This window comes from Rhodococcus cercidiphylli (assembly GCF_033042225.1).
Classification (GTDB): domain Bacteria; phylum Actinomycetota; class Actinomycetes; order Mycobacteriales; family Mycobacteriaceae; genus Rhodococcoides.
This window is the reverse complement of record NZ_JAWLKE010000002.1, coordinates 1-25,400: the sequence shown is the minus strand read 5'-3', so window position 1 is coordinate 25,400 and position 25,400 is coordinate 1. Positions and strand designations below refer to the sequence as shown.

26 protein-coding genes are annotated in these 25,400 nt (G+C 64.7%); 16 read left to right on the top strand and 10 right to left on the bottom strand.

All coding sequences use genetic code 11. The features are described 5' to 3' along the window. Positions 1–28: 28 nt before the first annotated feature. From R3P95_RS03870 to yhjD, 7 genes are all read left to right on the top strand, one after another. On the top strand, positions 29–1,459 hold the full coding sequence (locus R3P95_RS03870; RefSeq protein ID WP_317547345.1) for a DUF4153 domain-containing protein: 1,431 nt from the start codon (positions 29–31) through the stop codon (positions 1,457–1,459). Between the two features lie 40 nt (positions 1,460–1,499). Continuing rightward, positions 1,500–1,784 (top strand): DUF6412 domain-containing protein, encoded by a 285-nt coding sequence (locus tag R3P95_RS03865; RefSeq protein WP_068051721.1) that lies wholly within the window; start codon positions 1,500–1,502, stop codon positions 1,782–1,784. Between the two features lie 62 nt (positions 1,785–1,846). Beyond that, a complete protein-coding gene (locus R3P95_RS03860) occupies positions 1,847–2,185 on the top strand; it encodes a DUF6412 domain-containing protein (protein WP_300521001.1) in 339 nt (112 codons plus the stop codon). 63 nt (positions 2,186–2,248) lie between these two features. Beyond that, a complete protein-coding gene (gene yidC, locus R3P95_RS03855) occupies positions 2,249–3,151 on the top strand; it encodes a membrane protein insertase YidC (protein ID WP_317547344.1) in 903 nt (300 codons plus the stop codon). A gap of 132 nt (positions 3,152–3,283) precedes the next feature. Next, complete coding sequence (locus R3P95_RS03850) at positions 3,284–4,030, top strand: exodeoxyribonuclease III (RefSeq protein ID WP_394855392.1); 747 nt, start codon at positions 3,284–3,286, stop codon at positions 4,028–4,030. Between the two features lie 41 nt (positions 4,031–4,071). Next, on the top strand, positions 4,072–5,112 hold the full coding sequence (gene trpS / locus R3P95_RS03845; RefSeq protein ID WP_283347100.1) for a tryptophan--tRNA ligase: 1,041 nt from the start codon (positions 4,072–4,074) through the stop codon (positions 5,110–5,112). 114 nt (positions 5,113–5,226) lie between these two features. After that, complete coding sequence (gene yhjD / locus R3P95_RS03840) at positions 5,227–6,246, top strand: inner membrane protein YhjD (protein ID WP_283347099.1); 1,020 nt, start codon at positions 5,227–5,229, stop codon at positions 6,244–6,246. Here yhjD and R3P95_RS03835 read toward each other — a convergent pair whose 3' ends face one another. Beyond that, positions 6,247–7,515: a D-alanyl-D-alanine carboxypeptidase family protein gene (locus R3P95_RS03835; protein WP_317547792.1), complete on the bottom strand. Its 1,269-nt coding sequence runs from the start codon at positions 7,513–7,515 to the stop codon at positions 6,247–6,249. It abuts the gene before it with no gap. A 297-nt stretch (positions 7,516–7,812) separates the two neighbouring features. On the opposite strand from R3P95_RS03835, the gene R3P95_RS03830 reads away from it, so the two are divergent. Then, on the top strand, positions 7,813–8,181 hold the full coding sequence (locus R3P95_RS03830) for a hypothetical protein (protein WP_317547342.1): 369 nt from the start codon (positions 7,813–7,815) through the stop codon (positions 8,179–8,181). Between the two features lie 36 nt (positions 8,182–8,217). On the opposite strand, the gene R3P95_RS03825 is transcribed toward R3P95_RS03830, so the two are convergent. From R3P95_RS03825 to R3P95_RS03815, 3 genes are read right to left on the bottom strand one after another with little or no spacing between them, the layout of a single operon-like run. Further along, positions 8,218–8,880 (bottom strand): response regulator transcription factor, encoded by a 663-nt coding sequence (locus R3P95_RS03825; protein WP_068051697.1) that lies wholly within the window; start codon positions 8,878–8,880, stop codon positions 8,218–8,220. Then, positions 8,865–10,334 (bottom strand): sensor histidine kinase, encoded by a 1,470-nt coding sequence (locus tag R3P95_RS03820; RefSeq protein WP_317547341.1) that lies wholly within the window; start codon positions 10,332–10,334, stop codon positions 8,865–8,867. The genes R3P95_RS03825 and R3P95_RS03820 overlap by 16 nt, the downstream gene beginning before the upstream one ends. Positions 10,335–10,358: 24 nt before the next feature. After that, positions 10,359–10,679: a hypothetical protein gene (locus R3P95_RS03815; protein ID WP_068051693.1), complete on the bottom strand. Its 321-nt coding sequence runs from the start codon at positions 10,677–10,679 to the stop codon at positions 10,359–10,361. A 118-nt stretch (positions 10,680–10,797) separates the two neighbouring features. On the opposite strand from R3P95_RS03815, the gene R3P95_RS03810 reads away from it, so the two are divergent. The 4 genes from R3P95_RS03810 (at position 10,798) to R3P95_RS03795 (ending at position 14,975) form a co-directional block, all read left to right on the top strand. Further along, positions 10,798–11,799 carry a substrate-binding domain-containing protein gene (locus tag R3P95_RS03810; protein WP_300523973.1) on the top strand — a complete coding sequence of 334 codons (1,002 nt, stop codon included), beginning with the start codon at positions 10,798–10,800 and terminating at the stop codon, positions 11,797–11,799. Between the two features lie 29 nt (positions 11,800–11,828). Then, positions 11,829–12,887: an ABC transporter permease gene (locus tag R3P95_RS03805; RefSeq protein WP_317547340.1), complete on the top strand. Its 1,059-nt coding sequence runs from the start codon at positions 11,829–11,831 to the stop codon at positions 12,885–12,887. Between the two features lie 2 nt (positions 12,888–12,889). Further along, a complete protein-coding gene (locus tag R3P95_RS03800) occupies positions 12,890–13,672 on the top strand; it encodes an ATP-binding cassette domain-containing protein (protein ID WP_317547339.1) in 783 nt (260 codons plus the stop codon). Positions 13,673–13,769: 97 nt separating this feature from the next. Then, positions 13,770–14,975, top strand: a complete 1,206-nt coding sequence (locus R3P95_RS03795; RefSeq protein WP_317547338.1) for an acyl-CoA dehydrogenase family protein — start codon at positions 13,770–13,772, stop codon at positions 14,973–14,975. 61 nt (positions 14,976–15,036) lie between these two features. Here R3P95_RS03795 and R3P95_RS03790 read toward each other — a convergent pair whose 3' ends face one another. The 4 genes from R3P95_RS03790 to sdhC are packed head-to-tail and all read right to left on the bottom strand — an operon-like array spanning position 15,037 to position 18,451. Beyond that, positions 15,037–15,819 carry a succinate dehydrogenase iron-sulfur subunit gene (locus R3P95_RS03790; protein WP_008718029.1) on the bottom strand — a complete coding sequence of 261 codons (783 nt, stop codon included), beginning with the start codon at positions 15,817–15,819 and terminating at the stop codon, positions 15,037–15,039. Between the two features lies 1 nt (position 15,820). Then, entirely contained in the window at positions 15,821–17,572 is a 1,752-nt protein-coding gene (gene sdhA, locus R3P95_RS03785; RefSeq protein WP_032397463.1) for a succinate dehydrogenase flavoprotein subunit, read from the bottom strand. 16 nt (positions 17,573–17,588) lie between these two features. Beyond that, positions 17,589–18,041 (bottom strand): succinate dehydrogenase hydrophobic membrane anchor subunit, encoded by a 453-nt coding sequence (locus R3P95_RS03780; protein WP_032397462.1) that lies wholly within the window; start codon positions 18,039–18,041, stop codon positions 17,589–17,591. Continuing rightward, positions 18,041–18,451 carry a succinate dehydrogenase, cytochrome b556 subunit gene (sdhC, locus tag R3P95_RS03775; RefSeq protein ID WP_082898767.1) on the bottom strand — a complete coding sequence of 137 codons (411 nt, stop codon included), beginning with the start codon at positions 18,449–18,451 and terminating at the stop codon, positions 18,041–18,043. The genes R3P95_RS03780 and sdhC overlap by 1 nt, the downstream gene beginning before the upstream one ends. A 265-nt stretch (positions 18,452–18,716) precedes the next feature. On the opposite strand from sdhC, the gene R3P95_RS03770 reads away from it, so the two are divergent. Continuing rightward, the gene (locus R3P95_RS03770; RefSeq protein ID WP_283347094.1) at positions 18,717–19,130 is read left to right on the top strand and encodes a cytidine deaminase; all 414 of its coding nucleotides are present in this window, start codon (positions 18,717–18,719) and stop codon (positions 19,128–19,130) included. After that, on the top strand, positions 19,123–20,406 hold the full coding sequence (locus R3P95_RS03765; protein ID WP_269593453.1) for a thymidine phosphorylase: 1,284 nt from the start codon (positions 19,123–19,125) through the stop codon (positions 20,404–20,406). Before R3P95_RS03770 ends, R3P95_RS03765 begins: the two co-directional genes overlap by 8 nt. A gap of 25 nt (positions 20,407–20,431) precedes the next feature. Here R3P95_RS03765 and R3P95_RS03760 read toward each other — a convergent pair whose 3' ends face one another. Both R3P95_RS03760 and R3P95_RS03755 read right to left on the bottom strand, forming a co-directional pair. Continuing rightward, positions 20,432–21,799 carry an aspartate aminotransferase family protein gene (locus R3P95_RS03760; protein WP_032404734.1) on the bottom strand — a complete coding sequence of 456 codons (1,368 nt, stop codon included), beginning with the start codon at positions 21,797–21,799 and terminating at the stop codon, positions 20,432–20,434. Next, the gene (locus R3P95_RS03755) at positions 21,796–22,260 is read right to left on the bottom strand and encodes an Lrp/AsnC family transcriptional regulator (RefSeq protein ID WP_032376836.1); all 465 of its coding nucleotides are present in this window, start codon (positions 22,258–22,260) and stop codon (positions 21,796–21,798) included. The genes R3P95_RS03760 and R3P95_RS03755 overlap by 4 nt, the downstream gene beginning before the upstream one ends. Before the next feature lie 142 nt (positions 22,261–22,402). Here R3P95_RS03755 and R3P95_RS03750 point away from each other — a divergent pair, with 142 nt between their 5' ends. Next, complete coding sequence (locus tag R3P95_RS03750; protein ID WP_317547337.1) at positions 22,403–23,908, top strand: gamma-aminobutyraldehyde dehydrogenase; 1,506 nt, start codon at positions 22,403–22,405, stop codon at positions 23,906–23,908. Next, positions 23,905–25,326 carry an NAD(P)/FAD-dependent oxidoreductase gene (locus R3P95_RS03745; RefSeq protein WP_317547336.1) on the top strand — a complete coding sequence of 474 codons (1,422 nt, stop codon included), beginning with the start codon at positions 23,905–23,907 and terminating at the stop codon, positions 25,324–25,326. Before R3P95_RS03750 ends, R3P95_RS03745 begins: the two co-directional genes overlap by 4 nt. Positions 25,327–25,400: the final 74 nt, after the last annotated feature.

The following is a 25,400-nucleotide window of genomic DNA, read 5'->3' as shown; positions in this document are numbered from 1 at the left end:
TGCCCGAAACACACAAGAAGGAAGTGTTATGAGCACGATCGACATTCCGATTCAGCCGAGATCGAAGCACGGGCGCTCTGTCTGGGGGCCGCGCACCTGGCCGGTGCTGCGGTATTCGCAGCCCCCTCGCGCGGCACTCCTCGGGTCGGCTCTCGCCGGACTGGTCGGTGCAGTGACGTTGATGGACAACACGTTCGGTGTGCTGGTCACTGCCGTGGCCTTCGTCGTCGTCGTACTCGCAGCCCGCCGCGGCAGGCTCTCGCGGTGGGAATGGGCCGGCGTGGCAGGAGCACTGGCCTTGGCGAGCGTGTCTGCACTGCGCGCGGCCGAGTGGATCGTGACGATGTCGACGACGCTGGCCATCGTGGTCGCAGTGGTGGTGCTCTCCCGCGCCTGGACATGGACGGGAATTGCACTCGGCGGTCTCCTGCCGGTGTTGCTGCCGGTGCGGGTTGCTCGGTGGATCCGACGCGGAGCCGGTTCGATCGACCTGGAGGGGCCGCGGCCGGTGCGGGCCGGCATGGTCGCTGCTGTGACGATCGCACTCGTCGTCGTGTTCGCAGCGCTGTTCGGTGCGGCCGACAAGCGCTTCTCGGATGCGCTGGGCGCGGTGACGCCCGAGTTCGATGCCGCGTCCATCTTCGGACGCATTCTCGTCTTCGTGCTCACTGCAGCAGGTGCGCTCGCGGTCTGCTACGTCGCGCTGCATTCGCCTCGATTCGATCGCCTTGCTCCGTCGCCGCGTCGATCGGTGCAGTTGTGGGAGTGGATGGTTCCGCTCGGGGCGGTGGTGGCGTTGTTCGTCGTGTTCGTCGGGTTCCAGGTTCCGACGCTGTTCGGCGGGCAGGGGCATGTGGCGACCACGGAGGGACTGACCAATGCCGAGTACGCCCGGCAGGGCTTCTGGCAATTGCTCGCGGTCACGGTACTGACTCTGCTCGTCATTGCGGTGACGGTCGCGAAGGCCCCGCGAAACCGCAGAGGAGATCGAATCGCATTGCGGGCGTTGCTCGGAGCGCTGTGCCTGCTGTCGTTGGTGATCGTTGCGTCGGCGCTGCATCGAATGTCGTTGTACGAGCAGCAGTACGGCTACACGACGCTCAGATTGTTCGTCACGGCCGTCGAGTGGTGGCTGGGATCGGTGTTCGTACTGCTTCTGATCTCGGGCGCGCGGATGTCGGGGCGCTGGCTACCGAGAGCCGTGGGCGTCGGTGCGGTTCTGACCGTGCTCACTCTGGCGGCGTTGAACCCCGATGCGTACATCGCACGGCACAACGTCGATCGCTTCGAGCAGACCGGACGCATCGATACGTCCTACGTCGGTGGGTTGTCGTCCGACGCCGACGCGGAGCTCGAGCGACTGCCCGACTACGTGCGTCCTTGCGTGCAAGCCCGAGGTCCGGTGTTCGTCGGGGATACCTGGCACCTGTGCACGGACCCTGCGGTATCTGTACCCTGAGCAACGACTCGGGTTCGGTGGCATACCAGGGAGGTGCGGGATGAGATACCAGCGCATGGTCGTCACCTCGCTGCTCCTCGTGACGCTGTACCTGACGATGCCGACCGCAACCGCAGACGTGGCCCTGATCCTCGTCGCGGCGCTGGCAACGCTGATGCTGCTCGCACACCGTGTCGATGTTCCGGCACTGCTGCGCCTGCTGCCGAACGTCGGCCCCGCCGCAGAGGAACGACACCTTCGAGGGTCGTTCCGGCGTCAACATCGCCCGGATGCTCCGGGCCGCCCACAGCCACGAGCACCCGGTGCACTGGTGGGGGCGCTGTAGCTCGACAGTTCCCCCACGCCTTCGCAATCCGTTGTCCGCGAGGCTGTCCCAAGGAACCGAAGATGCTCGATTCTCGAACCCTCCACCTGGCGATGCGACGCTACGCCGGGACGTTGGTCGGCGTCCTTGCCGTCCTGCTCGTCGTCTTCGCCGTCGTCGACGCACAACCCGCCGCACAGATAGCGATGTTCGGTGCGTTGGTCGCGGCGTCCCTGGTCGTCCTCGGTGCGCCGTCCGACCTCGCCGTGATCGCACCGCTGTCGTCCTGCGCCGCAGGCGCGGACGGGCGGCGGCTTCGGGGATCGTTCCGCAGGCAACAGCAACCCGATGCGCCCGGTCGCCCCATGCCCAGAGCACCCGGTTCGGTCCACGGACCGGACCGGTGGCTCCAGTTCTCCTGAGCCACTGCGAGATCCGGTCGAGACGCCAACCGACCGACTTCTCTCACAGTGAGGTGCTCCACCATGCTCGATGTCGTCTACTATCCCGTCTCCGCGGTGCTGTGGTTCTGGCACAAAGTCTTCGGGGCTGTGCTCGGCCCCGACAACGGCTTCGCCTGGGCCTTGGCGGTGATATTCCTGGTTTTCACGCTGCGCGCGCTGCTGATCAAGCCGTTCGTCAGTCAGATTCGTTCGCAGCTCGCCATGAAAAGGCTCCAACCACAGCTCGAGGCCGTACGGAAGAAGTACTCCGGGGACCGTGCTCGACAGGCAACCGAGATGCGGAAACTGCAGCAGGAACACGGTTTCAACCCCTTGCTGGGGTGCCTGCCCCTGCTGGCGCAGGCCCCGGTTTTCATCGGTCTGCTGCACGTGCTGCGCTCGTTCAACCGAACCGGCACCGGATTCGGCCATCTCGGCATGACGGCGCAGGAGAATGCGAACACCGCGAGCTACGTGTTCAATGCCGCCGATGTGCAGTCCTTTCTCCACGCGCGACTGTTCGGTGCGCCGATCTCTGCTGCCATGAACAGCTCGCGTGAGGTACTGGAGGCATTCGGCCCGTTCGGGGGAGTGCCGTCGGTGTTGAGCATCGCGGTCGTTGCGGTCCCGCTGATGATCGTCGCTGCGGTGGCGACGCATCTGAACTCGCGGGCGTCCGTTGCCCGGCAGGACGCAGCGGCGCTCGCCAACCCGCAGACCGCGATCATGAACAAGCTCGTGCTCTGGGTGTTCCCGGCAGGCGTGCTCGTCGGTGGGCCGGTACTTCCGGTTGCGGTGTTGCTGTACTGGGTGAGCAACAACATCTGGACGTACGCCCAGCAGCACCTCGTCTACCGACGCATCGATCGAGAACCGATCACCTCGCCGGAGGTGACATCGGCGGTCACCGCCCCGAAACCCGGGGCCAAGCCGAGGCGTCCTTAGCAATCTCGCAGGAGGTGCCGCCGGCAGAAGGCGACCTGCCGACTGTCGGTGGGCTCCGCTACCGTCGTCGGCGTGCCGATCACTGTTTCCACTGTCAACGTCAACGGAATTCGCGCAGCTGTTCGCAAGGGCATGCTGCCATGGCTCGAGACCACCGATGCCGACGTCATCTGCCTGCAGGAAACCCGCGCCAACGACGGGGAACTGACCAAGGCGTTGGCCCCGGCCCTCGATGCGGGCTGGCACCTGGCCTCGGCCGAGCCGTCCGCGAAGGGCCGCAACGGGGTGGCCTTGCTGTCGAAGTCGGCTCCCGATGCGATTCGCACCGGCATCGGTGCCGCCGAATTCGCCGATGTGGGTCGCTACATCGAAGGTGACTTCGGCGATGTCACCGTGGCGAGCCTGTATCTGCCGTCGGGCGAGGTGGGTACCGAACGTCAGGACGAGAAGGAACGCTTCATGGCGGCGTTCGCTAAGTATCTGGCCAAGACGGCCAAGGCCGCGAAGTCCGACGATCGGGACGTGGTGGTGTGCGGCGATTGGAACATCGCCCACACCGAGGCCGATCTCAAGGCATGGAAGACCAACCGCAAGAACTCCGGCTTCCTGCCCGAGGAACGCGAGTGGGTGGCGCGGTTGCTCGCCGAGAAGGCACCGTGGACCGACGTCGTACGTGCGCTGCACCCGGGCGTCGAAGGTCCGTACAGCTGGTGGTCCTACCGCGGCAAGGCCTTCGACAACGACGCCGGGTGGCGGATCGACTATCAGTTGGCCACGAGCGATCTGGCCGAGCGCGCCAAGGAAGCGATCACCGAGCGGGCCGAGGCGTACGACCAGCGATGGTCCGATCATGCTCCGGTGACAGTGCGCTACCGCTAGGCAGGGAGTTGGCGTCGATGGGGTCGTGAAAAGATTGCGGTATGTCTTCTTCCGACTCCATCGACACTCCGCAAGGTCCGCGTCGGCGGGTGCTCTCCGGCATCCAACCGACTGCGGATTCGTTCCATCTCGGTAACTACCTGGGCGCGGTGCGGAACTGGGTGGAGTTGCAGGACGAGTTCGACGCGTTCTATTTCATTCCGGACCTGCATGCGATCACCGTTCCGCAGGATCCCAAGGAGCTTCGCCGCCGCACCCGGGTGGCCGCGGCGCAGTTGCTCGCGGTAGGGATCGATCCGGAGAAGTCGACGCTGTTCGTGCAGAGTCAGGTGCCCGAGCATGCGCAGCTGGCGTGGGTTCTGAACTGCATCACCGGATTCGGCGAAGCAGCGAGGATGACGCAGTTCAAGGACAAGTCCGCCAAGCAGGGTCGCGATCACACCAGCGTCGGGCTGTTCACCTACCCGATTCTGCAGGCCGCGGACATTCTTCTCTATCGGCCGAATCTGGTGCCCGTGGGCGAGGATCAGCGGCAGCACCTGGAGCTGACTCGCGATCTGGCGCAGCGTTTCAACACGCGGTTCAAGAAGACGTTCGTCGTGCCCGATGCGCACATCATCAAGGGCACCGCGAAGATCTTCGACCTACAGGATCCCACCGCAAAAATGAGCAAGTCCTCGTCGAATCCGGCGGGCATCGTCAACATTCTCGACGATCCGAAGGTGTCGGCCAAGAAGATTCGATCGGCAGTGACGGACAACGAACGCGACATCGTGTTCGATCCGGAGAACAAAGCGGGCGTCAGCAATCTACTGGTGATTCAGTCCGCGCTGTCGGGCGTGAGTATCGACGATCTCGTTGCCGGGTACGCGGGCAAGGGCTACGGCGACCTCAAATCCGACACCGCCGACGTTCTGACCGAGTTCGTCGTTCCGCTGCGGGAGCGGATGGACGGGTTCATGGCGGATGTGGCCGAACTCGACCGCATCCTCGCGTCCGGTGCGGATCGAGCCAGGGAAGTGGCGAGTCGAACGCTCGCTCAGGTCTACGACAGGGTGGGTTTCCTGCCTCCGGGTGCATAGCATCTACGGCACACCGAGTTTCGTCGTTCTGAATTCCGGCAAACAGTACTTCGAGACGCAGCACCGCGGCGACACGATCCGACAGCAGCCGACAACAGCGAGAAGGCGAGTGCCATGCCAGATTTCAAGGCGATCCTCGACGACCGGCGCAACCGGTGGCCGTGGCTCGATCACACTGTTGTTGCTGCGCAGCGGTATCAGGGCCAGAAGGGCGATTACTACGCGGCCGGGATGACGTATTTCAGCGTGCTGGCCTTGTTTCCCTTGCTGATGGTCGCCTTCGCGATCGCTGGGTTCGTGCTGGTGAACCAGCCCGAGTGGCTTGCCGAGATCCAGTCGCAGATTGCCGAGAACGTGCCGGGCAGCTTCGGTGAGACGATCAATTCGCTGATCCAGACTGCCATCGAGTCTCGGACGAGCGTCGGCATCATCGGTCTGCTCGGTGCGTTGTATGCGGGTCTCGGTTGGATCGCCAACCTGCGTGAGGCACTGACTGCCATGTGGGAGAGCCAGCACGAGCAGGGTGGTTTTCTGGCCACCAAGGCCAAGGATTTCGCCGCGCTGCTCGGGCTGGGGACCGCACTGGTGCTGTCGTTGGCGTTGTCGGCACTGGCCGGTGGTGACCTGATGCGCAGCATTCTCGAGTGGGCCAATCTCGATTCCGTTCCAGGAGTGGGCGTCGCACTGCGCGTGTTCTCCGTTCTACTTGCGCTGGCGGGTACCTGGGCGTTGTTCACCTGGGTGATCTCGAGGCTTCCGCGCGAGCCGGTGTCGTGGCGCAGCGCAGCCAAAGGTGCGCTGCTCGCTGCCGTCGGATTCGAGATCTTCAAGCAGCTCGGTGCCCTCTACCTGGCTTCGGTGACGAGCGGTCCTGCGGGCGTGGTCTTCGGACCGATCATCGGTCTGCTGGTGTTCGTGTTCACGACGTCGCGTCTCGTGTTGTTCTCCACGTCGTTCGCCGCGACGACTCGAGAAAGCTTGGCCGAAGCCCACGTTCCGGCCCCGGAGCCGGCGGTGATCAACACGAGGGTCGAGGTCAGTGATGGGCCGGGCGTCACGGGCGGTCTGGCTCTGGTGGGTGCCGGTGCCCTCGCAGCTCTCGGTTTCGCAGGACTGCGCAACCGGCGTCGCTGATCAGCGGTGGCGCGAAAGACGCCGAGCGCCCCACAACAGCCCGATCACCACGATCGACCCGAGGACACCGATCGCGATGCGAACGACGGTGTCGCCTTGGGCCTGCATCTCGGACTGGCGGGAGCTCGAGCCCGACGCCGATGCGGGTGGCTGGGCAAGAGTCGGCGTGGCCTCGGGCGCGCGGGTGCTCGTCACCGGAGACGTCGATTGCGGCTCCACGAGCTCGCCGACGCCGCGGCTCGAATCGAGAGCGAAACCGTAGTCCAACAGGCGGGCCGCTTGCTCCCACGGCCGGATCGGCAGCACGTCTCCCTTCATGATCGTCACGACGAGGCGTCGACCGCCCCGCTCTGCTCCTGCGACGAACGTCTGGCGCGCATCGTCGGTGTACCCGGTCTTGCCGCCGAGTGCGCCCTCGTAGTTGTAGAGCAACTGATTGTCGTTGGAGAGGGTGAACCCGGGCCGGTCCTGGTCGTCCGGGATCGTGGGATCCTTCGGGTAGCCGGGAAACTGAACCGTCTCGGTCGAAATCAGTTGTGCGAAAGTCGGATTACGCATGGCCGCGCGGTAGATCAACGCCAGATCGTAGGCAGAGCTCGCCATGCCGGGACCGTCGAGACCCGACGGCGTGGCGGTGCGCGTATCGAGCGCCCCCAGTTCCGCGGCCTTGGCATTCATCTTGTCCACGGTGGCGGAGTCACCGCCCAGCTGCCTGGACAACGCATGCGCTGCATCGTTTCCCGATGCCATCACCAGTCCCTGCATCAATTGGAGATTGGTGTACACACCGTTCTCGCCGATGCCGACGGCACTGCCCTCTGCATCGGCGTCCTCCGCGGTCGCGGTGATCTGGGTATTCAGGTTCAGTTCGTCGAGCGCAACGAGTGCGAGCAGCACCTTGATCGTGCTCGCCGGCCGATGCCGCCCGTGCGGATCCTTGGCGACCAGAACGGAGCCCGAGTCCATGTCGGCCACCACGAATCCGGTGGCCGAGATGTCCGCAGGCAACGGGGGAGCCCCGTCCGGCAGTACCGCTCCACACTCGGCGAGCCGATCCCCGCCGACGGCCTCCGCGGGAATCGGGAGTGGTTGCGGGGCAGTGCTTCCAGGGGCCGGTACCTCGGACAGGTCGATCGCCGGGGGCGGTGACGCGGCGAAGGGGCAGCTGTCGGTGTCGGGCGTCGTGAACGGCGGTGTCGTCGTCACCACCGGTGGCTCGGCGGCAGGTTGTGCCAGAGCCGGTCCACAGCCGAAGCCGACGAGAACCATCGACACTGCCGACGCGGCCACGCACACTCGAATCCTCTTCATCGCGAATCACCATAGGCGCTCGGGGGTCGGTCGACGTGGCGACCCACCGGCGCGCGTCGCTCGAACGACCGCTCCGATCCTCGTCCCGACATCGTCAGCGGCGACGGCCGAAGGCAGCCCCTCGCGCAGCGGCCCGCGCCCGTCGCCAGAATGAGAACTCGCTCATGTTGTCTTCCTTCGGTTCTCACGTTCGACCGCGATCGTTGAGTCATCACCGAAACGGTGGCCCACAGAACTCGAATCGAAGGAGCAGTCATGAGAATGCCGGCAAAGTTCATGATCGTCGGTGCAGCAGCCGTTGTCGTCACCCTCGGAAGCGTCGGCGCACTCGCGATCGCCGACGACGGCCCCACCCAGCAGCGGCCGTCGTCGATCTCGGTGGAACAGCCTCTGTCGGAGGCAGATTCGGCCTCGACCCCGCCGGCAGCGCCCCAGCAGTCCGCATCGACCCGGATCTCGGACGACCGTTACGGCGACGACTGGGACGACCGTTACGACGACGACTGGGACGATCGCGACGATGACCGGGACGATCTGGACGATCTGGACGATCGTAACGACGACAACGACGATCAGGACGACGACAACGACGATCAGGACGACGACAACGACCGGGACGACTGAGACTCGAGCAGTGGCGTCGGCACCGGCCGACGCCATTCATGTCTCGGACAGTCGGTACCCCATTCCGCGGACGGTCTCGATTCGGGTGGCTCCGAATTTCGCCCGGAGGTAGCGGACGTAGACGTCGACGACGTTGGAGCCCGGGTCGAAGTCGTAGCCCCATACCTGCGACAGGAGTTGCTCTCGCGAGAGGACCTGGCCCGGGTGGCGCATGAAGGTCTCGGCGAGGGCGAACTCACGGGCCGACAGGTCGACAGTGCGGTCTCCCGCCACAGCTCGTCGAGTACGCAGGTCCAGGGTGAGGTCCGCGACGGTGAGCTGGGTGGTGTCGACGGTTCTCTTGGTGCCCAGGCGAACTCGGATGCGCGCCAGCAGTTCCTCGAACCGGAACGGTTTGGCCATGTAGTCGTCGGCACCGGTCTCGAGACCGGACACCACGTCGTGGACGCTGTCGCGGGCAGTCAACACGATCACCGGTATCTCGCATTGCTCTCCGCGCAGTCGCTGCAGTACCTCGAAGCCGTCCATGTTCGGCAGACCGATGTCGAGTACCACCAGATCGAAGTCACCGCTGCGGGCGTGTTCGTAAGCGGATCTACCGTCGGAGACGGTGGTCGTGCTGAAGCCGCTCGCTCGGAGCCCCTTCTGGACGAACGAGGCGATGCGGGGTTCGTCTTCGGCGATCAGGATGCGGGCCATGGTCGATCTTTCTGCGAGGGAACGGAATCGGTCAGTGGGATCGTGATGGTGAACGTGGCACCGTGCCCCGGTGCGCTGCCGACACTCACCCGTCCGCGGTGGGCCTGTGCGATTGCGGTGACGATGGACAACCCGAGCCCTGCGCCCTCGGTGCGTCTGGTTCCGTTGCGACCGCGGGCGAAGCGCTCGAAGATTCGTTCCTGCTCGTCGCGCGCGATTCCAGGGCCCGAGTCGGTGACCCAGAACCGGATGTCACCGTCGGACAGTTGGGATCCGATGCCGACACGACTGCCGGGCATCGTGTGGTGGGTTGCGTTGTCCGCCAACGCCAGCAGCGCCTGGGTCAGCCGTTGAGCGTCGAGCGGCGCGTGGACGGTCGCGCTGGCCTCGAGCACCCATTCCCGGTCGGCGAGGGTGGTCACCTTGTCGAACACGCTTCGGGTGAGCGCGTCGACATCGGTGACGACGGGGTTGACGAAGCTTGTCTGGTCGGCTCGGGTGAGCAGCAACAGGTCCGCGACGAGCCGGTTCATCCGATCGAGTTCGTCGTCGACGAGCGCGACGGTATCGCGCACGTCGACGGGGTCGTCGTGGTCGAGCACGTCGAGATGGCCGCGGACGATGGTGATGGGAGTGCGGAGTTCGTGGCCTGCGTCGTCGAGAAATCGGCGTTGACTGGCCGCGCCGGACTCGATCCGATCGAGCATCGAGTTCAGTGTGTCGATCAGGGCTCCGATGTCGTCGCCTCGACCCGTTGTTCTGGCGTCGGTGATTCGGCCGGAAAGGTCGGTCTCGGTGATCGTTCTGGCGGTTGCGGTGATGTGTCTGATCGGCGACATGATGCGGCCCGCGACCAACCACGCCCCTACTGCCGCCAGCACCGAGGTGACGCCGCCGACGACGAGCATCAAGGTCGCGGTCTCGTCGGCGGAGGCGCGTTCCTGGTCGGCGAAGTACGCGGCGACCACGACCCCGGTCACCGGGTCGCCCGCCAGCGAGACCGGCACGGCGAGGTACACCACTTCACCTGCGGCGCTCGAATACGAACCCTCGACGGGCGCGGTGACGGTCCCGACTTCGGCGGTGAAGCCGGTGTCGTCGGACAGTCGCACCGGTGCCTGCTGCCTGCTCTGCACGGCGAAAGCGCCGTCCACGTAGCCCAGGAACTTCTCGTTGGGGCGGGCGAGGTTGTAGGTGATCACCACGCGGAGCACGTCGTTGATGTCGTCGAACGGTGCGCCGGTGCCGGGATCGACGCCTGCGTCGGTGAGGGTGGTGAACTCGGCGATCTCGGTGCGCAGCGATTCACGCATGCGATTGTCGGTGGCGCGGATCATGAGCAGCCAGGTGGTGACGGTGACGGCCGCCAGAGACGCCAACACCAGCGCCAGGACCCACGAGAAGATGCGGCTCCTGGCGCTGGTCGGGCGTAGGGCAAGCAGTCGCGTCCGCATTACGTGGTCGGTCTTGCAGCAGGATCAGTCGTCGTCATCGTCATCCCAGTCGTCGTCGAAGTCATCGTCCCAGTCGGCAGGCGGCAGCGGCGGCGGGGGCACGAATCCGTCCGGTGCCACCGGCTGTGGCGCGGCGGTCGGCGCGGTGCTGGGCGCAGGCTCGCCCGGCTGTGGTGCACCGGGAACGGGTTGCGGAGTACCCGGGGCGGATTGCACGGGTGCGGCGGGTGCGACTATGGGTGCGGGCAACGGGGTCTGCTCGCCCGTCGATCGAGTCGTCAGCAATGCCACGACGAGCACGCCGAGCGTGAGCAGACCCAGGGCCGAGACGATGATGGTTCGCACACAGTCGAGTCTTACGACGGCGGATTGTGGCTACGTGAATCGGAGATGAGAGTTCTCTCATGTCGTCCGAGGTCCCGTGCTGCTCCGAATACTTGTCGGTTGTTCGAGAGGAAATGCAATGAGGGTTCGGCAAAGGCGCGGACCGATCGCGGTCGGCGCGATCTGTGCGGTTGCGGCACTGACGGTCGCTGCCTGTTCGAGCACCGGTGGTGCTCCTCGATCGTCCGACGACGGAAGCAACGCGGGAGTTGCCGACACTCCGTCGGCGACGATCGCGATGATCACGCACGAGGTTCCCGGCGACACCTTCTGGGATCTGGTTCGAAAGGGTGCCGAGGCCGCCGCGGCCAAGGACAACATCGAACTGCGCTACTCCGCAGATCCCGAAGCGCCCAACCAGGCCAACCTCGTCCAGAGTGCGATCGACTCGAAGGTCGACGGTATCGCGGTCACGTTGGCCAAACCCGACGCGATGGCCCCCGCCGTCGAGGTAGCGACCGCCGCGGGGATACCGGTCGTCGCGTTCAATTCCGGTTACGAGTCCTGGAAGGACATGGGAGTCCAGCAGTACTTCGGCCAGGACGAGACCATCGCCGGCGAGGCCGCGGGTGCGCGGCTCACCGATGACGGTGCCCGCAAGACTCTGTGCATCATCCAGGAGCAGGGGGCGGTGGCCCTCGAGGCTCGCTGTGCCGGCGTGACGCAGGGCTTCGGAGGCACCACCGAGATCCTGAACGTCAACAGCAAGGACATGCCGTCCGTCGAGTCGACCATCACCGCCAAGCTGCAGCAGGATCCGACCATCGACCACGTCATTGCCCTCGCCGCTCCGATCGCGCTGACTGCGGTTCAGTCGAAGAACAACGCGGGCAGCGACGCCACGATCGTCACGTTCGACACCAACGCCGCACTCGTCGACGCGATCGAGTCGGGCGACGTGGCGTGGGCCATCGATCAGCAGCCCTACCTGCAGGGTTACCTGGCCGTCGACTCGCTGTGGCTCTACCTCAACAACGGCAACACGATCGGCGGCGGAACCCCGGTGCTGACCGGGCCCGCGTTCATCGACTCGACCAACATCGACGCGGTCGCCGAGTACGCCCGCAACGGCACACGCTGAGTGCGTCGCTTCGGCGCGGAAGGAAGAGCATGTCCACACAGGCCGATCCGGCTCTGTCCGAACACACCGTGATCACCGATGAGCGGATCAAGAAGCAGAAACCGTTGCAGCGGTTGCTGATTCGCCCGGAGATCGGTGCCCTGTTCGGTGCGGTCGCCATCTTCGTCTTCTTCTGCATCGTGGCACCACCGTTTCGATCACCCGAGGCTCTCGCGACCGTGCTGTACGCATCCTCGACCATCGGCATCATGGCGATCGGGGTCTCGCTGTTGATGATCGGCGGAGAATTCGACCTCTCCACCGGAGTCGCGGTGACGTTCTCGTCGATCATGGCCTCCATGCTGGCCTACAACCTGCACCTGAACGTGTGGGCGGGCTCTGCATTGGCGCTGGTGCTGGCACTGGCGGTCGGTTTCCTCAACGGATACCTCGTGATGACGACCAAGATTCCGTCGTTCCTGATCACGTTGGCGTCGTTTCTGATGCTCACCGGCATCAATCTCGCCGTCACCAAACTCGTCACCGGCCAGGTCGCCACCCCATCCATCTCGGACATGGAGGGATTCGACTCGGCCAAGACCTTCTTCTCGTCCTCGTTCTCGCTGCTGGGGGTCTCGGTCCGCATCACCGTCGTGTGGTGGATCGTGTTCACGCTCGCCGCGACCTGGGTGCTGATGAAGACCCGGGTCGGCAACTGGATCTTCGCCGTCGGCGGCAACCAGGAATCGGCGCGTGCCGTCGGCGTCCCGGTCACGAGGGTCAAGATCGGCCTGTTCATGTTCGTCGGCTTCTGCGCCTGGTTCGTCGGCATGCACCTGCTGTTCGCCTTCGACACCGTGCAGTCCGGCCAAGGCGTGGGCAACGAATTCCTCTACATCATCGCCGCCGTCATCGGCGGCTGCCTGCTCACCGGTGGATACGGTACGGCGGTCGGTGCTTTCATCGGAGCGTTCATCTTCGGCATGACCAATCAGGGCATCGTGTACGCAGGCTGGAACCCGGACTGGTTCAAGTTCTTCCTCGGCGCGATGCTGCTGTTCGCAGTGGTCGCGAACAGCTCCTTCCGCAACTACGCGGCGAAAAGGTGACCATGACGTCTTCTGTGAACACGCCCCTGATCGAGCTGAAAGGCGTCGGTAAGAGCTACGGCAACATCATCGCGCTGCATGGGATAGACCTGCGTGTCGGTGCCGGTGAGGTCACCTGCGTCCTCGGTGACAACGGCGCAGGCAAGTCGACTCTGATCAAGATCATGTCCGGTCTGCATCGCCAGTCGGAGGGGGAACTGCTCGTCGACGGCAAGGCGACAACGTTCGGCTCGCCGAAACAGGCCGTGGAACAGGGCATATCGACGGTCTATCAGGACCTCGCGGTCGTTTCCCTGATGCCGGTGTGGCGCAACTTCTTTCTCGGCCAGGAGCTGCGCAGGGGCAAGATCTTCAAGACCCTGGACACCCATGCCATGCGCGCGAGAACCATCGACGAACTGCGCAAGATGGGTATCGATCTGCCCGACGTCGACGCCCCCATCGGCTCCCTGTCCGGCGGTCAACGTCAGTGCGTGGCGATCGCTCGCGCCATCTTCTTCGGTGCGCGGGTGCTCATTCTCGACGAGCCGACCGCCGCTCTCGGCGTCAAACAGTCCGGCATGGTTCTCCGATACATCTCCGCGGCCAGGGAGAAAGGCTTCGGCGTCGTGTTCATCACCCACAATCCTCACCACGCGTACATGGTCGGAGACCACTTCGTCCTCCTCGATCGCGGACGTCAGACGTTGGACTGCGCGCACGACGACATCTCACTCGACGATCTCACCAAGGAAATGGCGGGCGGGGACGAACTGGAGACCCTCTCCGACGAACTGCGCCGCTGACCGGTCGGCGGTCGCGGGCCCATGCGTGAGAATCGCGCGTGGCGGGTAGAAGACCGATAGCGGTGCCCGATGGAGGTGCCAGACGAAGGAGCCGAACATGAGCGAGCACGAGCCCCTCGGACCACTGTCGCCGGACTTTCTCGAATCCGATTTCTACGGGTATCAGAGCATGCTCGACGACTCCGAGATCGAGGTGGTCCTGCGTACCCGTCGGTTCCTGCAGGACGAGGTCGCGCCGAGGGCGAACGAGTTCTGGGAGAAGGCCACCTCTCCGGTGCACCTGATGCCGAAGATCGCCGAACTCGAAATCGCCGGTCTCGGTTACGCATTCGGTGATCGCAAGGCCTCGCGCAAGCTGCTCACCGGCTGGCTCGAAATGGAGTTCGCGCGGGTCGATCCGTCGACGGGAACGATGTTCAGCGTGCACAGTTCGCTGGCGATGAGCAGTATCTCGATTCTCGGCTCCGAGGAGCAGCGCGAACGGTGGTTGCCTGCCATGCGTCGAATGGAGAAGATCGGCGCGTTCGGCCTGTCCGAACCGCACGGTGGCTCCGATGTCGCGGGCGGGCTGGAGACCACCGCCCGCCTCGACGGTGATCACTGGATCCTCAACGGCAGCAAGCGGTGGATCGGCAATGCCACCTTCGCCGATCTGACCATCGTTTTCGCCAAGGACGAGGCCGACGGCGAGGTCAAGGGCTTCGTCGTGGAGCAAGGATTCGAAGGCTTCCGGGCCGAGAAGATCGAGGGCAAGTACTCGCTCCGTGCGGTGGAGAACGCCGACATCCATCTGGAGAACTGCCGAGTCCCGGTGGGCAACAAGCTAGCCGAGGCCAATTCGTTCGCCGACACCGCAAAGGTGCTTCGGCTGACGCGCGGGGGAGTGGCCTTTCAGGCCGTGGGTGTGATGATGGGCGCGTACGAGCGGGCCGTGGCGTATGCGCGCGAACGCGAACAGTTCGGATCTCCGATCGCCTCGTTCCAGCTGATCTCCGACCTGATCGCCCGCATGACGGCGAACATCACCGCCGCGCTCGGGATGGCGATTCGTGTCGCTCAGTTGCAGGACAACGGCGTCCACCACGACGAGCATGCGGCGCTCGCGAAGACGTTCTGTACGACGCGGCTGCGCGAGACGGTGGGTTGGGCCCGAGAGATCCTGGGCGGCAACGGAATTCTGATCGAGCACGACGTCATCAGATTCTTCGCCGACGCCGAGGCCCTGTACTCCTACGAGGGAACCGCGCAGATCAACAATCTGATCGTCGGCCGCGGAGTGACCGGCTTCGGCGCGTTCGTCTGACGTAGAACGTCGAAAGGCCCCTCCGCGTGTGCGAAGGGGCCTTTCGATTGCGGGGGAGTTGTCAGCGTGCGAAGAGCAACGCTCGCTTGACTTCCTGGATCGCCTTGGTCACCTGGATGCCGCGAGGGCATGCGTCGGTGCAGTTGAAGGTGGTGCGGCAACGCCACACACCCTCGACGTCGTTGAGGATGTCCAGACGCTCGGTTGCGCCCTCGTCACGGCTGTCGAAGATGAACCGGTGTGCGTTGACGATGGCGGCCGGACCGAAGTAACTGCCGTCGCTCCAGAACACGGGGCACGAGGTGGTGCAGCACGCGCACAGGATGCACTTGGTGGTGTCGTCGAAGCGGGCACGGTCCGCAGCGGACTGGATCCGCTCGCGGGTCGGCTCGTTACCGGTCGTCATCAGGAACGGCTTCACGGCGCGGAACGCGTCGAAGAAGGGTTCCATGTCGACGATGAGGTCCTTCTCCACCGGCAGACCCTTGATGGGCTCGATGGTGATGTTCAGCGTCTTCGACGAGTCCTTGGGGAGCATGTCGCGCATGAGCACCTTGCAGGCGAGACGGTTGACACCGTTGATCCGCATCGCGTCGCTGCCACAGACACCGTGTGCGCACGAACGACGGAACGTCAGGGTGCCGTCCAGGTAGCCCTTCACGTACAGCAGCAGGTTGAGCAGACGGTCGGTGGCCAGAGTGGGGACCTGGAAGGTGTCCCAGCGCTGACCGTCACCGCTCTCGGGGTTGAAGCGCGCGATCTTGAGGTTGACCATCACCGCGCCCTCGGGGACGGGTGGCAGATCGGACTCGTTGGACTTCTTGTCCAGGGTGGGTGCGCTCATATCAGTACTTCCGCTCCATCGGCTCGTAGCGGGTTTGGATTACCGGCTTGTAATCCAAGCGGATCTCGGTGAGCAGACCTTCGCCCTCTTTGTAGGCCATGGTGTGCTTCATGTACTCGGCGTCGTTGCGCTCGGGGTAGTCCTCGCGAGCGTGTCCGCCGCGCGATTCCTTCCGGTTGAGTGCACCGACGACCGTGACCTCCGCCATTTCGAGCAGGAAGCCGAGTTCGATGGCCTCGAGCAGGTCGCTGTTGTAGCGCTTGCCCTTGTCCTCGACGGTGATCTTGTTGTACCGCTCCTTGAGGGCGCGGACATCCTTCAGTGCCGTCTCGAGACGCTCCTCGGTACGGAACACCGATGCGTTGTTGTCCATCGACTGCTGCATCTCGGTACGGATGTCGGCTGCGCGCTCGTGTCCGTGGTCGGAGAGGATCAGCTCCAGCCAGTCCTGCACCATCTTCGCCGGCTCCTCGGGGAGCGGGGTGAAGTCGACCGAGTTCGCGTACTCGGCCGCCGCGATGCCTGCACGACGTCCGAAGACGTTGATGTCGAGCAACGAGTTGGTGCCGAGACGGTTGGCTCCGTGCACGGAGACGCAGGCACATTCGCCGGCCGCGTAGAGGCCGGGGACGATGTCCTCGTTGTTGCGCAGAACCTCGCCGCGAATCTTGGTGGGGATGCCGCCCATGACGTAGTGGCACGTCGGGTAGACGGGCACCGGCTCCTTGACGGGGTCGACACCGAGGTACGTGCGAGAGAACTCCATGATGTCCGGGAGCTTCTCGTCCAGAACTTCCTCGGGAATGTGCGTGACGTCGATGTAGACGTAGTCCTTGTTCGGGCCGCCACCGCGTCCTTCGAGCACCTCGAGCACCATCGAGCGCGCGACGATGTCGCGGGGCGCGAGGTCCTTGATGGTCGGTGCGTAGCGCTCCATGAAGCGTTCACCCGACTCGTTGCGCAGGATGCCGCCCTCGCCTCGCACGGCCTCGGAGATGAGGATGCCCAGGCCTGCGAGACCTGTCGGGTGGAACTGGTGGAATTCCATGTCCTCCAAGGGAAGACCCTTGCGGAAGACGATGCTCATGCCGTCACCGGTGAGGGTGTGGGCATTGGAGGTGGTCTTGTAGATCCGGCCCGAGCCTCCGGTGGCGAAGATGATCGACTTCGCATGGAAGATGTGCAGCTCACCGGTGGACAGCTCGTAGGCGATGATTCCGGTCGCGACAGGACCGTCGTCGGTCTCGGTCAGACACAGATCCAGCGCGTAGAACTCGTTGTAGAACTCGACGTCGTGCTTGACGCAGTTCTGGTAGAGCGTCTGCAGGATCATGTGGCCGGTGCGGTCGGCCGCGTAGCACGCACGACGCACGGGAGCTTTGCCGTGATCGCGGGTGTGGCCACCGAAGCGCCGCTGATCGATCTTGCCCTCGGGTGTCCGGTTGAAAGGAAGGCCCATCTTCTCGAGGTCGAGAACCGCGTCGATGGCTTCCTTGGCCATGATCTCCACCGCGTCCTGGTCGGCGAGGTAGTCGCCGCCCTTGACGGTGTCGAACGTGTGCCACTCCCAGTTGTCTTCCTCGACATTGGCCAGGGCGGCACACATGCCACCCTGAGCTGCGCCGGTGTGCGAGCGCGTGGGGTAGAGCTTGGTCAGTACGGCTGTGCGAGCACGGGGTCCGGCCTCGATCGCAGCACGCATACCGGCACCGCCTGCGCCGACGATCAGTACGTCGTAACGATGTTCCTGCATGTAAGCGTCAGTGTCCTTAGCTCGCCGTGATGTTGGGATCGAACGTGAAGATGACGTACGTGCCGACGCCCATGATGAGGATCATCGACAGCACCAGCAGCGTGGTCAGCCAGAATCGCGTCGAATCCTTGCGGGAGTAGTCCGCGATGATCGTGCGCAGGCCGTTGCCGCCGTGCAGCTGCGCCAGCCACAGCATCGTCAGGTCCCAGAACTGCCAGAACGGGCTGGCCCAACGACCGGCGACGAAAGCGAAGTTGATGCGGTGCACACCGTCGTCGAGCATCAGCATGATGAACATGTGGCCCAGGACGAGCACGACGAGTGCCAGGCCGGAGAAGCGCATGAACAGCCATGCGTAGAGCTCGAAGTTGCCCTTGCTCTGCCGCCGCGGCGAACGCGGGTTGGCCAAGCTGGCCGGACGGTCGTAGTTCGTGCCGAGGACCTTGGCCTCGGGACCCTGCGTCGACATCAGTGACCACCCGCCGTGAACATGTTGTAGAAGATTCGTCCCGCGCCGGGGATCATGACGACGAGCCAGATGACTGCGATCGCCCACAGCATCGGCTTCTGGTACTGCGGTCCCTTGGACCAGAAGTCGATCAGCATCACGCGGATGCCGTTCAACGCGTGGTACAGCACTGCCGCGACGAGGCCGATTTCCATCAGGCCGACGAGCGGGGTCTTGTAGGTCTCGATGATGGCGTCGTACGTCTCGGGGTTGACCCGAACCATCGCCGTGTCGAGGACGTGGACGAACAGAAAGAAAAAGACCAGAACGCCTGTGATGCGGTGGAGAACCCAGGACCACATGCCCGGGTCCCCGCGGTACAGAGACCGCTTGCGCTCCTTGACCGGAGCGACTTCCGTCGTGCTACTCATCGAGTGCAATGCCTCCAACGTCGTTGGTGGACGCATCGAGCCCCGGTGGCCGGTCTTGCCTGGCTCGATTTGTCGCGATTCGGCCCTAGTGCTGGTTGTACTAGCCGCTTACTGGAAACTGTAAACCCATTCGAAACACGGAACTAATTCGACTCGAGGTTCGTACGGTGGCGAAATGCGGTGTTAGGTTTGCCTTCCCAATTGATGGATGCTCTTCAGGCCGGATCTCTGCATCAATTCAGACACCGTGATTGGATGGTTCACCATGAACGAAATCGACTGGAAGACGTTGCGCGACAATGCTCATGAGGCAATGGGCCGTGCCTACGCCCCATACTCGAACTTTCCGGTCGGAGCGGCGGCTCTGGTGGACGACAATCGGATAGTCACCGGGTGCAATGTGGAAAATGTCTCATACGGTTTGGGGCTCTGTGCGGAGTGCGGGTTGGTGTCCAACCTGCACTCGACCGGCGGCGGCAGACTCTTGGCCTTTTCCTGCTGCGATTCCAGGCGTGAAATTCTGATGCCGTGCGGGCGATGCCGACAGCTGCTGTACGAGTTCGGCGGCCCGGATCTGCTCGTCGACACCGTCTCGGGACCGGCTCGACTGGCAGAGTTGCTTCCGAATGCTTTCGGCCCCGACAACCTCGACGAAGGACGCGTGAACAACCATGCCTGACGCCGTATCCATCATCAGCGCCAAGCGAGACGGGCGCGTTCTCGACGACGAACAGATCGAATGGGTGATCGCGGAGTTCACCCGCGGATCCGTCGCGCCGGAACAGATGTCGGCCCTCGCGATGGCCGTTCTGTGGCGTGGATTGTCGCGTCGCGAGCTCGGTACGTGGACGAACGCGATGATCGCGTCGGGTACCCGAATGGACTTCTCGGCGCTGCCGCTGCCCACCGTCGACAAGCACTCGACCGGTGGTGTCGGAGACAAGATCACGCTGCCGCTGGCTCCGCTCGTCGCCGCCTGCGGGGCAGCTGTGCCGCAGCTGTCGGGTCGAGGGCTCGGACATACCGGCGGAACGCTCGACAAGCTCGAGTCCATCCCCGGCTGGCGAGCGGATCTGAGCGGTGAGGAGATGCATCGCATCCTGGCCGATCCGGCGATCGGTGCTGTCGTGTGCGCTGCCGGTGCCGATCTGGCTCCGGCCGACAAGAAGCTCTACGCACTGCGCGACGTGACGGGAACGGTCGAATCGATCCCGCTGATCGCCAGCTCGATCATGAGCAAGAAGATCGCCGAGGGCACCGGTGCCCTCGTGTTGGACGTCAAGGTGGGCGGCGGCGCGTTCATGAAGAACGTCGACGACGCACGCGAGCTCGCGACCGCGATGGTCGAGCTCGGAACCGATGCGGGCGTGCGGACTCTGGCGGTTCTGACGGCGATGGACACCCCGCTCGGGCTCACCGCAGGCAACGCGCTCGAGGTGGAGGAGTCGGTCGAGGTTCTCGCCGGAGGTGGCCCGGCCGACATCGTCGAGCTGACGATCACCTTGGCGCGCACGATGCTCACCGCAGCCGGGATCGAGGGCATCGATCCGGCCGACAAGCTCGCCGACGGTTCTGCCATGGATCGCTGGCGAACGATGATCGCCGCGCAGGGCGGCGATCCCGATGCCGCACTACCCGTCGCCCGTGAGAGCCAGGACTTCACCGCCACCGCCGACGGCGTCGTCACCGGATTGGACGCAATGGGCGTCGGGCTCGCGGCCTGGCGACTGGGCGCGGGCCGCGAGCGACAGGGTGAGCCGGTTCAGAGCGCGGCCGGTGTGCGGCTGCACGCCAAACCCGGCGATCGGGTACGTGCTGGGGATCGACTGGCGACGCTGTACACCGACACCCCCGAGCGTTTCGAGTATGCGCAGCAGGCACTCGAATCCAGTTGGGAGATAGGGGCCACGGCCTCGCAGCCGAGGCCCCTGGTGATCGACCGCATCGGCCGGTGAGGAGCTCGGGCAGTAGCGGGCCCGGTCAGATCAGGTTGCCTGCCTCCGTCAGCACGCTGCGCAGGATCTGCTCCATCTCGTCGAACTCCTTCTGACCGCAGATCAGCGGTGGTGCCAGCTGTACCACCGGGTCGCCGCGGTCGTCGGCGCGGCAGTACAGCCCGGCGTCGAACAGTGCGGTGGACAGGAAGCCGCGAAGGATGCGCTCTGCTTCGGCATCGCTGAACGTTTCCTTCGTGGCCTTGTCCTTGACCAACTCGATGCCGTAGAAGAATCCCTCGCCGCGCACGTCGCCGACGATCGGTAGGTCGTGCAGTTTCTCGAGCGTGGCACGGAACGCCGGTGCATTGTCTGCGACGTGCGCGTTGATGCCCTCGCGCTCGAAGATGTCGAGATTGGCCATGGCAACGGCGGCGGAGACGGGGTGGCCGCCGAAGGTGTACCCGTGCGCGAAGCTCGACGTGCCGTCGTCGAACGGCTCGAAGAGCCTGTCGGAGGCGATCATTGCGCCGATGGGGGAGTAGCCCGAGGTCAATCCCTTGGCGCAGGTGATGATGTCCGGTACGTAGCCGAAGTCGTTGCACGCGAACATCGATCCGATCCGGCCGAACGCACAGATCACCTCGTCCGAGACCAGGAGCACGTCGTAGCGGTCGCAGATTTCACGGACGCGCTCGAAGTATCCGGGCGGGGGAGGAAAGCAGCCCCCGGCATTCTGAACCGGCTCGAGGAACACCGCGGCCACCGAATCGGGGCCCTCGAACTCGATGGCCTCGGCGATGCGGTCCGCGGCCCAGATTCCGAATGCTTTCGGATCTGTGTCCAGGGGAGCGGGGGCGCGGTAGATGTTGGTGTTCGGCACTCGGAACGCGCCCGGCGTCAGCGGCTCGAACGGTTCCTTGAGCGCGGGGATTCCGGTGATGGCCAGCGCACCCTGCGGGGTGCCGTGGTAGGCGATCGCTCGCGAGATCACCTTGTGCTTACCGGGCTTGCCGACTTTCTTGAAGTACTGCTTGGCCAACTTCCATGCGCTCTCGACGGCCTCGCCGCCACCGGTGGTGAAGAAGACCCGGTTCAGGTCGCCGGGGGCGTAACCGGCGAGCCGCTCGGCAAGTTCGATGGCGGGTTCGGTGACGTACGACCACAGTGGGAAGAACGCCAGTTCTTTGGCCTGCTTGGCTGCGGCCTCGGCCAGTTCTTCACGGCCGTGTCCCACCTGGACCACGAACAGCCCCGACAGGCCGTCGATGTAGCTCTTTCCGTTGGAATCCCAGATGGTCGAGCCTTCCCCGCGGGTGATGATCGGGGGAGTGACCCCTGCGCCGTGGCGGGTGAAGTGGCCCCACAGGTGCTTGGCTGCGGAAGCGTCGAGCTCGGCTGTCGTTCGTGTCATCGTGTTCCCCAATTGTATTGCTGCTTGACGAGTTTGAGATAGACCAGGGTTTCGGTGCTGGTGACGCCGTCGAGACTTCTGATCTGCTTGTTCAGGATCTGCAGGAGTTGTTCGTCGTCCTCGCACACCACTTCCACGACGACGTCGAACGATCCTGCGGTGAGGACGACGTAGTCGATCGCATCGATCGCCGACAGTTCCTCGGACAGTGCGTAACTGTCGCCGGTGCACTTGATGCCGATCATGGCCTGCCGCTTGAATCCGACCTGCACCGGATCGGTCACCGCGACGATCTGCATGACGCCGGAGTCCGTCAGGCGCTGAACTCGTTGACGGACAGCCGCTTCCGAGAGTCCGACGGCTTTGCCGATGGCGGCGTACGAGCGACGCCCGTCCTCTTGGAGTTGCTCGATGATCGCCTTGGAGACGTCGTCGAGTGCGATGGGCGGTTGCTCGGGCATGGCTCGATCTTGTCACTGTCGTGGCCGTGAACACAACCCGTCCACGATGAAAAGCGTGTCAATTTTCGATTCAAACGACAGAATCAGTTGTCGAAAGGCTCGAAACAGAGAGAATCAGTGGGTTCGCCGGTACTCTGCAGGCATGGCGAACATTCCTGGTTGTTGGATCGACGGACGCGCGGTCGACGGTGGCGGTGATCGGTACGAGGTCGACGATCCCGCGACCGGAACTGTCGTTGCCGACGTCGGTTTGGCCACCGCCGAAGACGTCGATTCGGCTCTCTCGCATGCTCGATCGGCCTTTCCGGCATGGTCCACCGCCACCCCCGCGCACCGCAGCGCCGTGTTGATGGAACTGGCGCGTCTCGTTGCGGCCGACGCGGAGAACTTCGTGTCCGAGGAAGTGGCGCAGACCGGCAAATCGACAAGGCTGGCAACCGAATTCGATGTTCCGGGCAGCATCGACAACATCGAGTTCTTCGCCGGGGCGGCGCGGCACCTGGACGGCAAGGCTGCTGCGGAGTACTCGGGTGAGCACACCTCCGCCATCCGCCGGGACGCCGTCGGAGTGGTCGGGTCGATCACTCCGTGGAACTATCCGCTGCAGATGGCGGTGTGGAAAGCGATACCGGCGTTGGCGGCCGGGTGTTCCATCGTGCTCAAGCCCAGTGAACTAACGCCGCTGACCACCCTGCGGCTGGCGCGCTTGGCCACCGAGGCAGGCGTGCCCGACGGGGTGTTCAACGTCGTCACCGGAACCGGAGTGGACGCCGGAGTCGCTCTTTCCTCCCATGCCGGACTGGACCTGATGACGTTCACCGGTTCCACTCCCGTCGGCAGGCGCGTCATGGCGCAGGCCGCCGCGCACGGCACGCGGGTGCAGCTCGAGCTCGGGGGCAAGGCGCCGCTGGTGGTGTTCGACGACGCCGACCTCGACGCAGCCATCCACGGTGCCGTCGCGGGATCGCTGATCAACGGCGGCCAGGACTGCACGGCGGCCACCCGCGCCATCGTCGCCGAATCCCTGTACGAGGACTTCGTCGCCGGAGTCGCCGAGTTGATGGGTCGCGTCGTCGTGGGAGACCCGAGGGATCCCGCAACGGACATGGGATCGTTGATCTCCGTCGCGCACCGAGATCGGGTGGCTGCGATGGTGGATCGGGCCCGCGACGCAGGTGCCAGGGTGGTGACCGGAGGCCGTGTGCCCGAGGGGCGAGGCGCTTTCTATCCGCCCACCCTGATCGCCGATGTCGGTGAGCAGGACGAGATCTATCGCGACGAGGTGTTCGGTCCGGTGCTCACGGTGTCCAAGCATCACGGGGACGACGACGCGATCCGACGCGCCAACGACACCGAATTCGGACTCGCCGCCTCGGCGTGGACCCGCGACCTGTACCGCGCGGGCCGAGCGACGCGGGAGATCGCCGCCGGCTGTGTATGGATCAACGACCACATCCCGATCATCAGCGAGATGCCACACGGCGGATTCGGGGCCTCGGGTTTCGGCAAGGACATGTCCAGCTACTCGCTCGACGAGTACCTCACCGTCAAGCACGTCATGACCGACATCACCGGTGTGGCCCGAAAGCCCTGGCACCGAACGGTCTTCGCGTCCGCCGACGCTGCAACGCAGGGAGATGCCCGATGAATGCACCGTGGGCAACCACTCCCACCGACCGCGGCGTGACCATGGTGGCCGGCGCGGCACCGGAGTCCTACTGGCTCGATCGTCCCGAACGCCCGGAGCCACGGGCCCGGCACACCGGTTCGACTGCAGCGGATCTGGTGATCGTCGGCGGCGGATTCACCGGACTGTGGGCGGCTCTGCATGCGGCAGAGGAGAACCCGAACCGATCGATCGTGCTGCTTGAAGGCGACCGCATCGCCGAGGGTGCAACCGGACGCAACGGCGGCTTCTGTGCGGCCAGTCTGACGCACGGACTGGGCAACGGACTCGATCGCTACGCCGACGAACTACCGGAACTGCTGCGGATGGGCACCGAGACGCTCGACGCGATCTGCGCGACTGCGGACAAGTACGGGATCGACGCCGACATCGAACGCACCGGCGAGCTCGACATCGCCAATTTCGACTGGCAGGTGGACGACCTGCGGGAGCTCGGCGACGAGGGGAGGCGACTGGCGCAGCCGATGGAATACCTCGACGCCGCTGCAGTGCGGTCCAGGATCACCTCGCCGATGGCGCGCGGTGCACTGTTCGACCCCGATGTCGCGATGATCGACCCCGCCAAACTCGCCTGGGGCCTGGCCGACGCGGCCGAGTCGCTCGGCGTTCGCATTCACGAGAACACTCGGGCGCTGTCGATCAGCAAGTCCGACAGGGGTATTCGAGTCAAGACGGGCTACGGCACCATCGAGGCCGCCAAGGTGCTGCTGGCCACCTCGGCATCGAAATCGTTGCGCCGCAAACTCCGTCACTGGATCGTCCCGGTGTGGGACTACGTGATCATGACCGAACCACTGACGTCGGCGCAGCTCGCCGGCATCGGCTGGTCCGGCCGCGAAGGATTGGCCGACTCCGGCAACAGATTCCACTACTTCCGGTTGACGGCGGACAACCGCATCCTGTTCGGCGGGTGGGATGCGCACTACTTCTACGGTAGCGACACCGACCCACGCCGAACCCAACATCCCGAAGAGTTCGCATTGCTCGCCGAACACCTGCTGCAGATGTTCCCGAGCCTCGAGGGGATTCGCGCCACCCATGCCTGGGGCGGATCGATCGACACGTGCTCGCGGTTCAGCGCCTTCTGGGATCTCGGTATGAACGGACGGGTGGCCTCGGTCGCCGGGTTCACCGGCCTCGGCGTCGGCGCGTCGCACTTCGGTGCCCGCACCGCCCTCGACCTTCTCGACGGCAAGGACACCGAACGAACACGCCTGAAGATGGTGCGCAGCATGCCGTTGCCGTTCCCGCCCGAGCCCCTCAAGTCGATCGGGATCAACATCACCCGCGCGGCATTCGCCCGAGCCGACCGCAACGGCGGTAAACGAGGACTGTGGCTCAAGGGCATGGACGCGCTGGGTCTGGGCTTCGACAGTTAGACGGTATGGAGGTCTTGGCTGGGGCCCCTCCGCATGTAAGCGTGGGTTGCCGACAGGAGTGGGTCCTGGCCGGT

Coding starts and splice junctions, on each gene's coding strand:
- R3P95_RS03870 (WP_317547345.1), top strand. CDS start 29: ATGAGCACGATCGACATTCCGATTCAGCCGAGATCGAAGCACGGGCGC.
- R3P95_RS03865 (WP_068051721.1), top strand. CDS start 1,500: ATGAGATACCAGCGCATGGTCGTCACCTCGCTGCTCCTCGTGACGCTG.
- R3P95_RS03860 (WP_300521001.1), top strand. CDS start 1,847: ATGCTCGATTCTCGAACCCTCCACCTGGCGATGCGACGCTACGCCGGG.
- yidC (WP_317547344.1), top strand. CDS start 2,249: ATGCTCGATGTCGTCTACTATCCCGTCTCCGCGGTGCTGTGGTTCTGG.
- R3P95_RS03850 (WP_394855392.1), top strand. CDS start 3,284: ATGCTGCCATGGCTCGAGACCACCGATGCCGACGTCATCTGCCTGCAG.
- trpS (WP_283347100.1), top strand. CDS start 4,072: ATGTCTTCTTCCGACTCCATCGACACTCCGCAAGGTCCGCGTCGGCGG.
- yhjD (WP_283347099.1), top strand. CDS start 5,227: ATGCCAGATTTCAAGGCGATCCTCGACGACCGGCGCAACCGGTGGCCG.
- R3P95_RS03835 (WP_317547792.1), bottom strand. CDS start 7,515: ATGGTTCTCGTCGGCTTCGGCTGTGGACCGGCTCTGGCACAACCTGCC.
- R3P95_RS03830 (WP_317547342.1), top strand. CDS start 7,813: ATGAGAATGCCGGCAAAGTTCATGATCGTCGGTGCAGCAGCCGTTGTC.
- R3P95_RS03825 (WP_068051697.1), bottom strand. CDS start 8,880: ATGGCCCGCATCCTGATCGCCGAAGACGAACCCCGCATCGCCTCGTTC.
- R3P95_RS03820 (WP_317547341.1), bottom strand. CDS start 10,334: ATGCGGACGCGACTGCTTGCCCTACGCCCGACCAGCGCCAGGAGCCGC.
- R3P95_RS03810 (WP_300523973.1), top strand. CDS start 10,798: ATGAGGGTTCGGCAAAGGCGCGGACCGATCGCGGTCGGCGCGATCTGT.
- R3P95_RS03805 (WP_317547340.1), top strand. CDS start 11,829: ATGTCCACACAGGCCGATCCGGCTCTGTCCGAACACACCGTGATCACC.
- R3P95_RS03800 (WP_317547339.1), top strand. CDS start 12,890: ATGACGTCTTCTGTGAACACGCCCCTGATCGAGCTGAAAGGCGTCGGT.
- R3P95_RS03795 (WP_317547338.1), top strand. CDS start 13,770: ATGAGCGAGCACGAGCCCCTCGGACCACTGTCGCCGGACTTTCTCGAA.
- R3P95_RS03790 (WP_008718029.1), bottom strand. CDS start 15,819: ATGAGCGCACCCACCCTGGACAAGAAGTCCAACGAGTCCGATCTGCCA.
- sdhA (WP_032397463.1), bottom strand. CDS start 17,572: ATGCAGGAACATCGTTACGACGTACTGATCGTCGGCGCAGGCGGTGCC.
- R3P95_RS03780 (WP_032397462.1), bottom strand. CDS start 18,041: ATGTCGACGCAGGGTCCCGAGGCCAAGGTCCTCGGCACGAACTACGAC.
- sdhC (WP_082898767.1), bottom strand. CDS start 18,451: ATGAGTAGCACGACGGAAGTCGCTCCGGTCAAGGAGCGCAAGCGGTCT.
- R3P95_RS03770 (WP_283347094.1), top strand. CDS start 18,717: ATGAACGAAATCGACTGGAAGACGTTGCGCGACAATGCTCATGAGGCA.
- R3P95_RS03765 (WP_269593453.1), top strand. CDS start 19,123: ATGCCTGACGCCGTATCCATCATCAGCGCCAAGCGAGACGGGCGCGTT.
- R3P95_RS03760 (WP_032404734.1), bottom strand. CDS start 21,799: ATGACACGAACGACAGCCGAGCTCGACGCTTCCGCAGCCAAGCACCTG.
- R3P95_RS03755 (WP_032376836.1), bottom strand. CDS start 22,260: ATGCCCGAGCAACCGCCCATCGCACTCGACGACGTCTCCAAGGCGATC.
- R3P95_RS03750 (WP_317547337.1), top strand. CDS start 22,403: ATGGCGAACATTCCTGGTTGTTGGATCGACGGACGCGCGGTCGACGGT.
- R3P95_RS03745 (WP_317547336.1), top strand. CDS start 23,905: ATGAATGCACCGTGGGCAACCACTCCCACCGACCGCGGCGTGACCATG.